This is a genomic window from Photobacterium sp. ABD4_091 (assembly GCF_056160145.1).
In genome coordinates this window covers 977,453-991,620 of the sequence record NZ_JBSWWQ010000002.1, presented here as the reverse complement: position 1 = coordinate 991,620, position 14,168 = coordinate 977,453, and the positions used below count along the sequence as shown (strand labels likewise).

At 44.1% G+C, this 14,168-nt stretch carries 14 protein-coding genes and 1 riboswitch; of the genes, 4 read left to right on the top strand and 10 right to left on the bottom strand.

What is annotated here, in order from left to right:
* Positions 1-32: 32 nt before the first annotated feature.
* The 4 genes from ACXAGQ_RS18905 to ACXAGQ_RS18890 all read right to left on the bottom strand — a co-directional run bounded on the left by ACXAGQ_RS18905 (position 33) and on the right by ACXAGQ_RS18890 (position 3,443).
* Positions 33-869, bottom strand: a complete 837-nt coding sequence (locus ACXAGQ_RS18905) for an ABC transporter permease (RefSeq protein WP_475255915.1) — start codon at positions 867-869, stop codon at positions 33-35.
* The gene (locus ACXAGQ_RS18900) at positions 862-1,596 is read right to left on the bottom strand and encodes an ABC transporter ATP-binding protein (RefSeq protein ID WP_475256637.1); all 735 of its coding nucleotides are present in this window, start codon (positions 1,594-1,596) and stop codon (positions 862-864) included. Before ACXAGQ_RS18900 ends, ACXAGQ_RS18905 begins: the two co-directional genes overlap by 8 nt.
* A 74-nt stretch (positions 1,597-1,670) precedes the next feature.
* Positions 1,671-2,498 (bottom strand): bifunctional hydroxymethylpyrimidine kinase/phosphomethylpyrimidine kinase, encoded by an 828-nt coding sequence (gene thiD / locus ACXAGQ_RS18895; protein WP_475255914.1) that lies wholly within the window; start codon positions 2,496-2,498, stop codon positions 1,671-1,673.
* A gap of 75 nt (positions 2,499-2,573) precedes the next feature.
* Positions 2,574-2,672, bottom strand: a riboswitch (TPP riboswitch).
* A 198-nt stretch (positions 2,673-2,870) separates the two neighbouring features.
* Positions 2,871-3,443 carry a PhnA domain-containing protein gene (locus ACXAGQ_RS18890; protein WP_475255912.1) on the bottom strand — a complete coding sequence of 191 codons (573 nt, stop codon included), beginning with the start codon at positions 3,441-3,443 and terminating at the stop codon, positions 2,871-2,873.
* Positions 3,444-3,687: 244 nt separating this feature from the next.
* On the opposite strand from ACXAGQ_RS18890, the gene ACXAGQ_RS18885 reads away from it, so the two are divergent.
* Positions 3,688-4,176, top strand: coding sequence for a hypothetical protein (locus tag ACXAGQ_RS18885; protein WP_475255911.1), 489 nt, complete (start codon positions 3,688-3,690; stop codon positions 4,174-4,176).
* Between the two features lie 205 nt (positions 4,177-4,381).
* Complete coding sequence (locus ACXAGQ_RS18880; RefSeq protein ID WP_475255909.1) at positions 4,382-5,602, top strand: trypsin-like serine protease; 1,221 nt, start codon at positions 4,382-4,384, stop codon at positions 5,600-5,602.
* A gap of 46 nt (positions 5,603-5,648) precedes the next feature.
* Here ACXAGQ_RS18880 and ACXAGQ_RS18875 read toward each other — a convergent pair whose 3' ends face one another.
* Together ACXAGQ_RS18875 and codB are read right to left on the bottom strand one after the other, a co-directional pair.
* Positions 5,649-6,935, bottom strand: a complete 1,287-nt coding sequence (locus ACXAGQ_RS18875; protein WP_475255908.1) for a cytosine deaminase — start codon at positions 6,933-6,935, stop codon at positions 5,649-5,651.
* Positions 6,936-6,946: 11 nt separating this feature from the next.
* Positions 6,947-8,188 carry a cytosine permease gene (gene codB, locus ACXAGQ_RS18870; RefSeq protein WP_475255907.1) on the bottom strand — a complete coding sequence of 414 codons (1,242 nt, stop codon included), beginning with the start codon at positions 8,186-8,188 and terminating at the stop codon, positions 6,947-6,949.
* 804 nt (positions 8,189-8,992) lie between these two features.
* On the opposite strand from codB, the gene ACXAGQ_RS18865 reads away from it, so the two are divergent.
* Entirely contained in the window at positions 8,993-9,658 is a 666-nt protein-coding gene (locus ACXAGQ_RS18865; RefSeq protein ID WP_475255905.1) for a response regulator transcription factor, read from the top strand.
* Positions 9,659-9,695: 37 nt separating this feature from the next.
* Here the strand turns inward: ACXAGQ_RS18865 and ACXAGQ_RS18860 are convergent, their stop codons facing one another.
* From ACXAGQ_RS18860 to ACXAGQ_RS18850, 3 genes are all read right to left on the bottom strand, one after another.
* Positions 9,696-9,959, bottom strand: coding sequence for an Lpp/OprI family alanine-zipper lipoprotein (locus tag ACXAGQ_RS18860; RefSeq protein ID WP_036821101.1), 264 nt, complete (start codon positions 9,957-9,959; stop codon positions 9,696-9,698).
* 177 nt (positions 9,960-10,136) lie between these two features.
* Positions 10,137-10,730, bottom strand: coding sequence for an SCO family protein (locus tag ACXAGQ_RS18855; protein WP_475255903.1), 594 nt, complete (start codon positions 10,728-10,730; stop codon positions 10,137-10,139).
* A complete protein-coding gene (locus ACXAGQ_RS18850) occupies positions 10,727-11,212 on the bottom strand; it encodes a hypothetical protein (protein WP_475255902.1) in 486 nt (161 codons plus the stop codon). The genes ACXAGQ_RS18855 and ACXAGQ_RS18850 overlap by 4 nt, the downstream gene beginning before the upstream one ends.
* Before the next feature lie 331 nt (positions 11,213-11,543).
* Between ACXAGQ_RS18850 and ansB the strand changes: the two genes are divergently transcribed.
* Positions 11,544-12,605 carry an L-asparaginase 2 gene (ansB, locus tag ACXAGQ_RS18845; RefSeq protein ID WP_475255900.1) on the top strand — a complete coding sequence of 354 codons (1,062 nt, stop codon included), beginning with the start codon at positions 11,544-11,546 and terminating at the stop codon, positions 12,603-12,605.
* Positions 12,606-13,126: 521 nt separating this feature from the next.
* On the opposite strand, the gene ACXAGQ_RS18840 is transcribed toward ansB, so the two are convergent.
* Positions 13,127-14,038: a polyprenyl-phosphate transporter gene (locus ACXAGQ_RS18840; RefSeq protein WP_475255899.1), complete on the bottom strand. Its 912-nt coding sequence runs from the start codon at positions 14,036-14,038 to the stop codon at positions 13,127-13,129.
* Between the last annotated feature and the right edge of the window lie 130 nt (positions 14,039-14,168).

Below are 14,168 nucleotides of genomic sequence, written 5' to 3'. Positions count from 1 at the left end.
CGAAGTAGAGCATTCCGTGTTGTATTGATGGATCATTGGTTTTGCCATGGAATGGCTTTTTTCAATAAAAGATCAGTGATGAAATACAGGCTGATTGAGAAAAATGCCAGGATGAATAAAGCGGCAAACATCTCGTCGACAAACATTCGGGCGTTGGCTTGAAGCATCAGGTACCCCAGTCCTTCACTGGAGCCAACCCATTCACCGATAACGGCACCAATAGGGGCAACAACAACGGCTACACGAATGCCGGACGCTAAAGCCGGAAGCGCTGCAGGCAGGCGAACCCGCCATAACTGCTGCCAGGGCGTAGCCCCCATGGTTGTAGTTAAGTCAAGGTAACCTTTGGGTGTATGACGAAGGCCGTCATAACAGCAGGTGGTCACTGGGAAGAAGATGATCAAGGCCGCCATGACTATTTTTGATGCCATCCCATACCCAAGCCATAGCATGAGGATGGGGGCGATAGCAAAAACCGGTATCGCCTGGCTGGTTATCAAAATTGGCAGGAGCCAGCGACGAAGCGGTTCGAAAACCAGCATCTGAAGAGCAAAAAAGAGCCCCATAGCTAAACCAAGGAGCAGGCCAAACAATACTTCAGTGCCCGTCACCACAGTGTGATGCCAGAGTACGTCAGCACGTTCTACGAGTTTAGAAAGCACAGCGACTGGCCCGGGAAGAATAAACGGAGGCAAGTCAAAGATGACAACACTGGCTTGCCAAAGCCCGAATATTATCGCGATGCTGATGATAAATCGGGTTATATTTTGCGACAGCTGTGACTTGCTGCCAGCGGTGGCCTGTTGGCTAACATCATGCTGTTCGAGCAGTGGGTTTTGTAGCTTTGAAGATATGGATTGATCAGACATAGTCACACTCCAGCTCGTTGATAATAGCTTGCTGGTGTTCGGCTAGCTCCCCGTTAAAAGAGCGGGGTGGCAAACATGAAGGGACAGGCAGAGCTTTAAGCGAGGCTGGTGCGCCTGCCATCATGTAAATCTTGTGCCCAAGCCGCAGTGCTTCCTGTGGGTCATGAGTGATCAACAAAACTGTTTTTCCTTCAAGCAATTTTGCCGAAAGGGATTGAAGCTTATGGCGAGTGACAGCATCGAGTGCCGAGAACGGTTCATCCATCAACACCAGAGGCTTGTCTTGCATGAGAGTACGAGCCAGAGCAACACGCTGGCGCATACCGCCAGAGAGTTGATTAGGCATTACATCTGATTTATCGGCCAGCCCGACGGCATTCAGCAATGCCAAACCGCGTTGTTTGTCTGCTTTCTGTGCTTTACCAAAACGTGCACTCAAGCACACATTGTCAATGACATTCAGCCAAGGGAACAGCAAATCCTGCTGGGCCATGTATGCGATATTGCCGCTTAACGGTAATGTGCTGCTAGTAGAGATGGAGCCACTCCATGTTACATTATCTTCTAGCAGCCCAGCGAGATGACGGAGCAGGGTTGTCTTGCCGCAACCGCTCTTACCTAGCAGGCAAGTCCATTTTCCTGCTGGTAGATCAAGGTTCAAGCGGTTAAACAAAGGAATATTGGCATCGTTATACTGAAGCATTAAATCTTCAATAGTCACGTCCATTCCTCTGGCAACGTATGAATTATTAACGGTGTTTGATGAAGGATTGCTATTCATCTGTTGTGTAGCTTCCATGCTTATTCTGGTTTGAAATGGCCTGCAAAGAAATGGTTCACTGGGCCGTGGCCTGAACCAATTTCTAACTCATCGGCATGCTCTATGGCTTTGGTGATGTAAGATTTGGCATGTTTTACAGCGTCTTGTAGTGGGTAATCCTGGGCGAGGAAAGAGGCCGTTGCTGCAGATAAGGTACAACCGGTTCCGTGGGTATTGCGGGTTGCAATCCGAGGCGTGCTCATGCGGATAACGTCACTTTCAAGGATCAGCAAGTCGGTGCTGAAGTCGTCTTTTTCCAGGTGCCCGCCTTTTAGCAAAATTGAGCGTGAGCCAACTTCACGCAATGCAGCAATCATATCTGTCATTTGCTGTTCAGTCTCAGGAAGAGCTGAGCCAATCAAAGCGGCCGCTTCAGGTAAGTTAGGGGTGATCACATCAGCAAGTGGCAATAGCTCTGACTTAAGCGTTGAGATAGCCTCTTGTTCAAGCAACAAATCACCACTGGTTGCCACCATTACGGGATCAATGACCAAGAACTTTGGCTGATATTGGCGAAGCTTTTTAGCCACCATGCGGATAATATTGGCATCGCTTAGCATTCCAATTTTGACGGCTTTTACATCTAGGTCAGTAAAAACAGCATCAAGTTGCAGTTCGACAAAAGCAGGGTCGATACCTAGGATACCAGTCACACCCTGGGTATTTTGTGCGGTTAGCGCTGTGATAACAGAACACGCATAGCCACCGGTTGCCGAAATGGCTTTGATATCGGCTTGGATACCTGCACCGCCACCGCTATCGGAGCCAGCAATAGTGAGGGTAATTGGAGTTATTGAAGAAATTGGCATAGCTACCTCTATGAAAGACGTAAGGTAGCCAATGTCATTGAACCTACTTCATCAAACCTATGGAGGGTGCGAGATAGGGCAATGCAGCTAGTTCCCTACGCCATTATTAAATGGATCAGGTTCAACGGGTCCCACTACATGTGGTCTCAGCACTAGGCTCCCCGACTAACGGACAAAATGTTGCTTATCTGGCCTATATTGCATATAGACCTAAAAAAATTGGTTTTCTGGCTTAAATGCCTGAAGATGAGGCTAATCTAAACATGTTTTTTTCGTTAGGGCAAACATGTTAGGAATAAAGTGAGGTGATGGATTAAGAAAAAAGCAGAACTTGAAGAATTGGCAGCCACAGGAGTGTGGCTGCCAGAAAAGTTACATCTTTTTGCAGTAAGCAGCAATAATAACCATGTTAGTACCAGCGGCTTTACCTGAAATATGCAGTGGGTTATCAGTTAGTCGGATACCACGAACCGCAGTGCCTTGTTTGATAACCAAGTTTGAGCCTTTCACAGGAAGGTCTTTGATGATTGTGACATTGTCACCGGCTTCAAGTGCTGTACCGTTGACATCAACAGTTTTAACAGCATCCAGTTCGGCAAGAGCGATGCCTTTTTCAGCCCACTCGATCATGTCATCTTCCATGTACATCATATCAAGTAGATCTTGTGCCCAAGTCTCAGAAGATAGGCGCTTAAGCAGGCGGTAAGCCATAACTTGAACTGCTGGCTCCTGGCTCCACATGCTGTCATTTAGGCAACGCCAATGGTTTTGATCCAATGCTTCAGCGTCTTCGATCTCTGTACGACAAGTGCCACATACCATTACACAGCTACCCGCTGTTTGGTCAGGAGAAGCAGGGACTTCGTAAACACTCAGACTGTCTTCTGATCCACATAGTTCACATTTTGCGCCAGAGCGCTCTTTAACGATTGATTCAATGCTCATAGGAATATTCCAAGGAAGTGTAATGCTGTACTCAATCATACAGGTAATTGTTCGGTTTATTATGCCATTTAATTCTGAGAAGAAAAGTAATGAAGATCAAGATCACATTATTATCACCATATGATGGCTAAAAAATATTCCAACTCACAATTTAAGTAAAAAATATGCAACAAAAATGTAGGATAAGTTGGTGGGTTGGGACTAAGCTCAAAGAGCCTAAGTCAGTACTTAGATAGGAATTAATATGAAAAAGGCACTTTTTTTACTCACCGCTTTAGCACTAATTGGTTGTGATGATGATGACGTCATAAATACCGTTTCAGGTAATGCTGAAGTGTTCGCGGTTACTGGAGCAGAAGTCGGTGAAGCACAAGGCTACACTAGTATCGATAGTCTTGAAAATGAATACCCAATTATCTTGCCCGATGAATTTCCAGCAGGCTCAGAAGAAACATTAGATAGCAAGCTGGGCTCGTTAGGGATCGGGATTGAAGAAACGAGCTGTGGTGTTATTGATACCAGTGGTGATGTTTGCTTTGGTGCTGGCAGTGATACAGTTTGTGTGCCAGATGAAGTTAAGAAGTTGGGGATTAAGCTTTATACGATCGATATCGATGAAGTAAAACGTGCCTATGACAACGGCTTCTATCCAAAGCTAGCTGCTGATTTGCTGGGTGATGCCTATGCCAATTTCGATATTGAGCGAGTGAGTTGCTCAAGTATTGGTTTGTAGTAGGTCAATATGAATAAGAGTAAATCTTACGATGATTCTATTAGGTTTACTCATTTCCTTTCCGCTTAAAATAAACTGTATATACGTTTCATTCCTATAGTTATGTTTCATTAAATGCCTCGCATTTTACTTCTTCTCGTGCTCTTTGCTTTTGCCATTTTTGCTATCTTAACAAACGCCTATAGGGAAGAGATGGTGAAAATCGATGAAAATGAAACGTATTGGTGTCCTTGCGGGTATATTGTCCATTATGCCAACAATTTTGCATGCTGCTGATGTCGAAAGCTATGTGGTTGGTGGTACGCCGGTCAGGCCTGGTGATGATTTTACTTGGATGGCTTCATTAAGAAATACGACTGATGAAACATCACACTTTTGTGGTGGTAGCATTATAAATGATAGGTGGATCCTCACAGCAGCTCATTGTGTGGTACAAGGTGAAGTGGGCGGAGAGTTTACCGTCCCTCCAAACAAGCTTGCCGTGATGGTTGGTGCCTTGGATACTGAAGTAATTGACCCTTCAGATTTATATCAAGTTAGTCATGTTGTTGTTCATCCAGATTACTCTCCGAATGCAGAAATCAATGTATCTCTAGATGAAGATGGCAAAGTATCAACTGAAGTACTTACGCTAGCATTAGATAACGATGTTGCACTTCTTAGGGTAAATCGATCCTTTCCATTTCCTCGAGTAAAACCTATAAAAATGGCTAGCAGCCAGACAGCAGATACCTTAGAGGCTATTTTAACTAGTGAGTGGATTGAAGAACAACGTCCAGAGAATGTCATGGTCACTGGCTGGGGATCTACCAATAGTGATGGTACTGGTGTATCAAACACATTAATGGCTGCTGACTTATCATACTTACCGATAGCAGAATGCTTCAATTTGCTTGAAAGAGGCAATGATGAGCATGTCGTTATCGATGGACCTCAGAATAAAACGAAAGTATGCGCTTTGCCTCCTGACGTTATATTTGATGAAGAGGGAGAATCGCTTGGTTATGGACCTGACTCTTGTAAAGGGGATAGCGGAGGTCCATTGGTAACTAAAGACTCTGATGGCAACTGGATACAATTAGGTATTGTAAGTGGAGGACCTATTGGGAGCCCACTTTGCGGAGCATACTTGCGGCCAGGCTTCTACGCGAGAGTTGGAACGTACTATGACTGGATTGTGGAAAGAGTTGGTGCTATTCCCGACAAACCTATCACTAACCCAGACTTTATTGATGAATCAGCCACAGATAGTGGTAGTGACAGTGAGACAGGTGACGGAAAGACTGACCAAGAATGTGATCCTGACGTTTCAGGTATTAGCCCAAATAACTGTGCGCTTGATTCTGACGGAGGCGGTGGAGCGGTAAGCTTTTTGGGCTTAGTAAGCTTGCTATCTATATTGTTGTTTCGGCGCCGTTACACTTAAGGATTATTAAAGTAAAGTAGCCACCCCTGAGGGTGGCTGTTTTTTGCTAGCGTCGGAAAGAAACGGCTTCTTTACCTTCTGCCAGATCAATATGCGTAATAGCAGGCTGAGTTTCGGCAATGACCTTACCAGCACGAACAGAGTAACGCACAGGAACCTGGCGGCGAACCGCATCAAACCCATTTTCTGCTGGTAAGATGATAAGGTTACCAGGCTTGCCAAGCTCAATACCGTAATGGTTTTGAATGTTAAGCGTATAGGCTGAATTAGTACTAATCAAATCAAGTGATTGGTTGATTTGTTCATAACCCATTACTTGGCATACATGCAGACCCATATGCAATACTTGCATCATGTTGGCTGTACCCAGCGGATACCATGGGTCAAACACATCATCATGGCCAAAACACACGTTGATATCGGAAGCGAGCATCTCTTTCACGCGGGTTACACCACGACGTTTCGGATAATCGTCGAAGCGGCCTTGCAAGTGAATATTCACCAAAGGATTTGCCACGAAGCTAATACCGGACATTTTCAATAGGCGGAATAGGCGGGAAGCATACGCGCCATTGTATGAGTGCATCGCCGTTGTGTGGCTAGCTGTTACCTTGTCACCCATTTCATATTTATGGGCAAGTGCAGCAAGGGTTTCTACAAAGCGTGATTGCTCATCGTCAATTTCATCACAGTGAACATCGATGAGGCGATCATATTTACGCGCTAGCTCAAAAACGTAATGAAGAGATTCAACACCGTATTCACGCGTAAACTCAAAGTGAGGAATGGCACCGATAACGTCGGCACCCAGTTTAACGGCTTCTTCAAGAAGTTCCTTACCGTTTGGATAAGACAAAATCCCTTCTTGTGGGAATGCCACAATCTGGATATCAACCCATTGTTTCATCTCCTCACGCACTTCAAGCATTGCCTTCAGGGCAATAAGGGTTGGGTCGGATACGTCGACATGGGTTCGCACGTGTTGTACACCATTGGCAATTTGCCATTTTAGTGTTTGCTTCGCACGAGATTTGACATCTTCAATTGAGAGCATTGACTTACGTTCAGCCCAGCGCTCGATCCCTTCAAACAAGGTGCCGGAAATATTCCAACTTGGCTCACCCGCTGTTTGCGTTGTATCTAGGTGAATATGTGGCTCACAGAAAGGAGGTACAGCCATACCTCCTTCACCATCAAGCACAGGACCGTTGAAGTCAACCTGCTCGTCCATTGGCTTGATAGAATGGAACTTACCTTCGTTAATCAGTATCTGATGCAGGCCATCCTTGCCTTTGATGGTGACGTTTTTTATTAGCATATTTGAGGTTTGCATCTTAGTTGTCCTTACGCGTTACTTGCACAAGTTTCTGTTTCGCGGTTTAGCATCGGGTTAAGGATAAGGTAGCTGATGGCACCGCCAAGCACGGCATTGATTGGCACAACACCTGGCAAGAAATGGCCGGCAGCAACACCTACAGCAACACCGATGATTGCAGCCCAGTTAACTGTTTTGAATTCGGCGTTTGCGAAATCTTTGTAACGATGACGGTTTTTCACGAAATCTGCAATGATAATACCACCGATTGGAGGAATCGCCGCCGACAAGAAGGTTAACCAACCAACGAAATTGTTATAGAGCCATAGTGCACATAGGGTACCGATCAGACCATTAGCCATAGCAAGGTATTTACTTGGCAGGCCGGTAACATTTGAGAAACCGAGGCCAGATGCGTAAAGCGCATTGTCATTGGTCGTCCAAATGTTCAGACCAAGTACAATAATCGCTGGGATAAGAAGCCCTTGGGCAATCATAACTTCAGATATATCCGATTGGCCAGTTGCAGCGGCACCCGCGGCACCAAAGATGAACATGAGCGAGTTGCCAATGAAGAAGGCGATCATAGTGACCATGACTGCGCCCATTGGCTTTTTGCCGAAGCGGACAAAGTCAGCGGTTAACGTACCGGCTGACACGAAAGAGCCTACAACTAAGGCAAGGGCGGTTGAAAACTCAATTGGGTTTTCAGGTGTAATGGCTTTAATACCGTCAATGCCACCAGTACTACCAACGGCTTCGAATACCGAGTAGCCACCCAGCAGAGCAATAGCCGGTACAGCAATGGCTGATAAAACCATTAGCGCTGAAATACCAAAGTACACGGTCGCAGTCATAAGCAAGCCTGATACCAAGATAAGGATGTTGGTATCTATGCCAGTGGCTTTATGAACGGGGATGGCAAACATTGCAACCCCAACACCAAACCAGCCGACTTGTGTACCGCCAAGCAGTAAAGAAGGAAGCCAAGAGCCTTTGGAACCAAAAGAGAATCGTGCGAGGAGGTGAGTAGAGAGGCCAGAGGAGGCACCGATGTAGCCGAGGAAGGAAGTGTAGATACCGAGGATGAGGTTACCGATAAGAACTGCGAGGAAGAAGTCATCATAAGAGAGCCCAGTTCCTAATGTTCCACCTGTCCACATACTGGCTGAAAAGAAGGTCAGTCCTAGCATCACCATTGTAAGTGAAACTACCCCTTTACGCGCCGACTGTGGCACGGGCCCTAGACTGTAGTTGTTGTCGCCAGCCATTGAAACACCTCAAACGTCATTTAAATAATAGTTGTGATTTCTAGATAAACGGCGCGTATTTTAGTGAATAAAAAAATGCTGTCAATCTCAAATTTTGCTTTGTGGTGTTATTTTCCCTTGGTGTGTTAATATGTGGTTGATTTTAATAATTAAATATTTATTTCTTTGTGTAAATTCAATAAAAAGAAAACGTTTTTATGGCTGGTTGTGGCAGTTAAAATTGTAAAAATATGGGTGCTGGTCTGGTTTCTTTGTAGATTGGCGCTTAGTAGGCAGAAATGAAATGGGCTTGAATATGAAAACGATTTCTTTTTGTGCTTAATAACTATAAACATTTGCTTGGCCAGCTTTATGTGCTTGTTTCTGTTTTTTGGTTATGGAAGTGGGCTTTATGCCTGCATATTTGATTATGATTTCTGTTTTTACTATTTAAGTGTGAGTTTTTCACGGTTTTACTCTTGCCTTAATTGAATGTGGTTTGTGGTATACAGTTATAGATGAGGGTTGTGGATAACTTTATTATCCACAAAAGTTGTGAGTAACTCTGTGGGAAATGGTGGGAAGCTAACAGTCATGCTGGCTACAGTAAAGTCAAGATGTTCGTTCATAAAAACGATATAAAAACATCATGAAAAACAGAGGTTTTTGACATAACTCAATTTAGCTTTTCGCCATGTGGCGTGCCCCTTTTGGTTGAATAGACTGCAATTGGAATAGGGAGACATGATTATACGCTTGATAGGATGGGGTAGAGGCAGGATAATGCTGCCTAAATGATAATGATTTAAGCTAGTGTAGTGTATTTTGTCTAAAATCCTTGTAGTTGATGATGATGTAGTTCTGTGTGAATTACTCCAAAAGGTGCTTGAAGAAGAGGGATATGATGTTCATTGTGAACATTGTGGAAAAGCTGGCCTTGCTTATTTACAGGAGCAAGCAGTCGATCTTGTGCTTTTGGATGTGATGTTGCCGCATATTGACGGTATGCAAATGGCTCGTAGAATATGCCAGCGTTTTGCAACACCGATTATAATGCTAACGGCCTTGGGTGATGAATCCTCATTACTTGATGGACTGCAAGCTGGCGCTGATCATTATATGGCCAAGCCATTTAAAGTTCCTGAGTTGCTAGCCCGAATAAAATCAACCATGCGACGTGTGGGCTTAGAAAAGCAACGTGGTACTAATTGTTGTACTGATATTGGCATAGCGGAGCACCTAAGGCGAATACCATTTACAGGCACTGAAAGTGAACTACTAGAATACTTGGTTAAGCATAATGGGATAGTTGTCTCTAAAGCCGAACTTCAGAAATCTGTTTTGAAGAAAGATTTAAGCCCGTTTGATCGAAACCTTGACATGCATATTAGTAATATCCGCCGCAAAATAGTGCAATCAGGCTTACCAAAACAACATATAAAAACGGTTAGAGGAAAGGGGTATAGCTTCTTGGAAGTCGTCGGAAGTTAAGAAATATAAGAGTGGCGCGTTAGCGCCACTCTTTAGCTTACTTACTATATGAACTAGCAATATTGTCAATACGCTGGTTAGCTCGCATAGCTTCTTGGTAAGCAGCGTCAGATGCTGCACGAGCATCATTAACTGCACCAGCCATTTGATCTTGCTGGCTTTGAAGTGCGCCTACCTGATCAGAGAGCATATCAACTTTATTGGTTAGTTGCTGCATTTGGTCAACTTCATCCGAGCTTGAACAACCGATAAGTGTTGCACTCAGAATAATACCGGTAAGGATAGATAATGAACGGTTCATTTTTCTTTCTTCTCCTTTGTTTGCCACTACAGACTGTTTGTTAAAAGTTCCAGTCGGCAAATTCATTATGGCAGAAGTTGCGCAAATTGCTGCTTAAAGTGAAGAAACAGGCAGATTTTTTTCTCTCAAAGATGAGAAAACCCGCTCAAGCGGGTTTATTTATGCGGAGTGCAGAATTTACGCTGCCGTCTTTTCTTCCGTCAATATTCGATTTATCGCATCGACTAAAATATTCGGATTCAGGGTATGTTGCACTTTTTCTACTAAGGTGCCATCAGCGCGTAGGAAATAAAAGTACGAACTATGGTCAACGGCATATTCTAATGCTGAGTTTTCCAGTTCTGTTCGCATGTATAACACGCCATACTTTTCCGCGAGGGCTTTTGTTTGCATGGCGTTTCCTGTCATACCTATAATTTTTTTATGGAAGTACTGGGCATATTGCGCACTTTTCTCAGGTGTGTCACGTTCAGGATCTAAGGTGATAAAAATAGGCCACAGTTTATTTATTTGCTGATCATCGATTTTTTTTAAGGCTGCAGATAGCACGGCTAGCGAGGTTGGGCAGACATCAGGGCAGTGGGTATAGCCAAAATAGATCACCCGGATACGCTGATCCTCTGGATTGTACAAGTCGACGTTATCTTTGCCACTTTTTAAGAGGCTAATCGCTTCATTACTTTGTGCGACTGGGGCTTGGCGATCAACAATGACGCTGGTAATTAGGCCAGCTGTTAAGGCTAGTGCGAGTATAATCCATTGATATTTCACTTGATCATCCTTATTGAAACATAAACTGGTTGTTGTGGATAATTGTCTTCCGGGGTGATCTTCCCTTGCCAGGTCATCTCATCTGACACACAGAAAGGTAATACCAAATGACCAGAAAACGAACCTGTCCCGGCTTGGCGAACAAGCGTCTGCCGGTATACCCCCATCATCATTTCCTCTCCCTCAAGGGTAAGTTGTAATGTCTTGGTTTCAGGTGGCAAAGAGGGCCATTCAATTTGAATTTTAGCCGCTTCCATTGGCCTTATAAGGTCTCGATCTAATTTTACCAGCTTCCCCCTCGTTTCACATTCAACTGAGCTCAGCAGGCAATGTTCTTCAGGAAAAACACTTGTATGGTCAGATAGGTAGTTATCTTCAATCAAAGTTCGAAAGGCGGGGTACCCGTATTGGAATATGCTGTAGCTCACGGCAAAGGCGAGCAGGTAGAGAAAAACAACTCTATAACGTTTCAGGTGTACCACAGTCTGTACTAACTCTAATAATTACAAGGAATTGTGAATTATATCACTGACTAGGTTAATGGAATTGAATTCATGTTGTTTTTTGTGAGGAGGATAATGGTTGCGGCAGTATATGGCAGAGGATGATTGTTAATCATGTGATGGAGTGTCGGTAACTGTATGGAGGGTTGAGGGTTTCAGTTAACGCTTTGAGTTCAGTCTCATATTCTGTAATTAGGATCACTTTTTTAATATTATAAAAGGTGATGTATACCACAAAAGTATTATGCGTTTGGAATAGTATTTCATTCATTGAGTTTATGTTGAAATTAATCACTATTAGGAAATGATAATGAAGAAGAATGCTGTTTCTGTAGGTATGTTTTTAGCGGGTATGTGCTTTAGTTCGCTTAGCTTTGCGAGCGAGTTACCGAACATCAAAATTTTAGCAACAGGTGGTACCATCGCTGGTGCGGGACAATCTAGTACTGAGTCTAATTACACTTCAGGTAAAGTCGGCGTTGATGCGCTGATTGAAGCAGTGCCTGAAATGACCAAAATCGCAGATATTTCCGGCGAGCAAGTTGTGAGCATCGGTTCGCAAGACATGAACGATGAGGTGTGGTTAAAGCTAGCAAAGCGCGTTAACGAGCTACTGGCTAAAGATGATGTTGATGGTGTTGTCATTACTCACGGTACAGACACCATGGAAGAAACAGCTTACTTCCTTGATCTGACGGTTAAGAGTGATAAGCCTGTTGTGCTTGTTGGTGCAATGCGCCCATCAACGGCAATGAGTGCTGATGGCCCGGTAAACTTGTATAACGCTGTTGTAACTGCAACTGATACTGAATCGACAGGCCGCGGCGTGTTAGTTGCCATGAATGACACGGTCTTTGATGCGCGTGATGTCACCAAGACCAACACAACTGCAGTGAATACCTTCAAGTCGCCGAACACTGGCGCATTAGGTTATATCCACAACGGTGATGTGAAATACCAGCGCAGCCCAGAACGCAAACATACAACAGAAACAGTATTTGATCTGTCCAAAGTAGATAGCCTGCCTAAAGTTGGTATTGTTTATAATTATGCAAATGCGACAGCTTTGCCTGTTACTGCGATGATGGAAGCGAACTATGACGGTATTGTTAGCGCGGGCGTGGGTAACGGTAATATGTACCATACCATTTTTGATGAGCTAGCTAAGGCGAGCAAAGAGGGCACAATGGTCGTTCGTAGTTCTCGTACTGCTTCTGGCTCAACAACATTGGATGCGGAAGTTGATGATGACAAATACGGTTTTGTTGCCGCGGGCTCTTTGAACCCTCAGAAAGCACGAATCCTCCTTATGCTGTCTCTTACTCAGACCCAGGATTATCAAGACGTCCAGAAGATGTTCCAGTATTACTAATTGGAGCCACAGAGTAACGGAAATAGTCTTGATTTAGTGAGTAGACGATAGAGCTGCCAAAATTCTTTGGCGGCTTTTTCTTTACTTATCAGTAGAGTGATAATGGAAATCAAAGACAGATTCAGAGCTATTGCTTGGCAGGCTCTGGATAACATGGCCTGCAGTACTATTCTTGTCACCAGAGGTTGTTAGTTGCATCGCTAATGGGTCATGCACGCCTGTTTGTGATTGTTAAGCAAGAGACTAGAGGCCGAAGACTTTTCACCGGCTGTATGAAGGTGAAAGTCTAATACGCTGTTAGCAAAAGTAGATGCCGAAGACAGAATTACGGCTAAGTAAAGGATGTATGTTCTTTTCATAGTGACACTCACGGAAGATTTCGGGTAACTAGCTGATGGAAGTAATACTAACTATCCGAATGAAAATGAGTGTTTAGTTGTGTAAAGCTGAGCAAATGAAAAAGCACCTTTAGCCAAATTAGGCGAAAGGTGCTTCATATACAGGTATTAGAAAGGTGATGACTATTTGTCAGCGACTCTCTCTAGACCCCAGACAAGCAAAATACCAAACAGCATAGCGATAACAGCGTAGCCAAGCAGGGCTGGCTGGCCAGTCACATGCTCGAAACTGAATGGTGAAAGGTTCTGCTCAATTAAAGGTACTTGTTCACCGCTAGAGTTGGTTCTCCAAGTCAATGTTTCTTTCCAAGGCCAAATTTTGCTTAATGTGCCAATCATCAAACCTGTCAAGAAAGTCAGAGCAATATCACGGTAGTTTCTCAGCACCCAAGACAAGATGTGCGAGAAAGTCAGAAGGCCAATGACACAGCCACAAGCGAATAAGCCTAGTGTTATGATATCCAAAGACTTTGCAGCACCTAGAATTGGCGCGTACATACCTAGCAGAAGGAGGATGAAGCTTCCGGAAATACCTGGCAAAATCATCGCGCAGATAGCGATAGAGCCTGCAAGCAAGATATTAAAGTAAGTAGGCTCAAGCGTAAGTGGGTGTAATACAGTAATTCCATAAGCGAAAATTGCACCGGCGATCACTGCAATAATTCGAGATGGCCCCCAGTGAGTGATCTGTTTGAACATGTGGATCACTGAAATAATGATCAAACCAAAGAAGAATGACCATAGTGGGATAGGATGGGTGTGAAGCATCCAGGTAATAACCCGAGCAAGGGTAAAGATACTGGTCAGGATCCCCGACAGCAATAAGATCAAGAAGGTACCATTGACATGGTTGAAGGCCGCTTTGAATCCTTCTTTACGCCAAAGCCCAATCAAGCTAGGGTTAACCCGCCGGATACTCTCAAGTAATGTGTCGTAAATACCTGTTATAAATGCGATTGTTCCACCAGAGACACCCGGTACGACATCTGCCGCCCCCATGGCCATCCCTTTCAGGAAAGTAAAGACTTTGCTCATAGATTTCCGTAAGTTACCAATGCGAAAAAAACTGACGCTATTATACCTACAATGAGTGAAAAAAAAGTGTTTTCCTGCTTACGGGAATGAAAATGGACATTTTTTTGACCACGGCCTTGCTAACTTAACT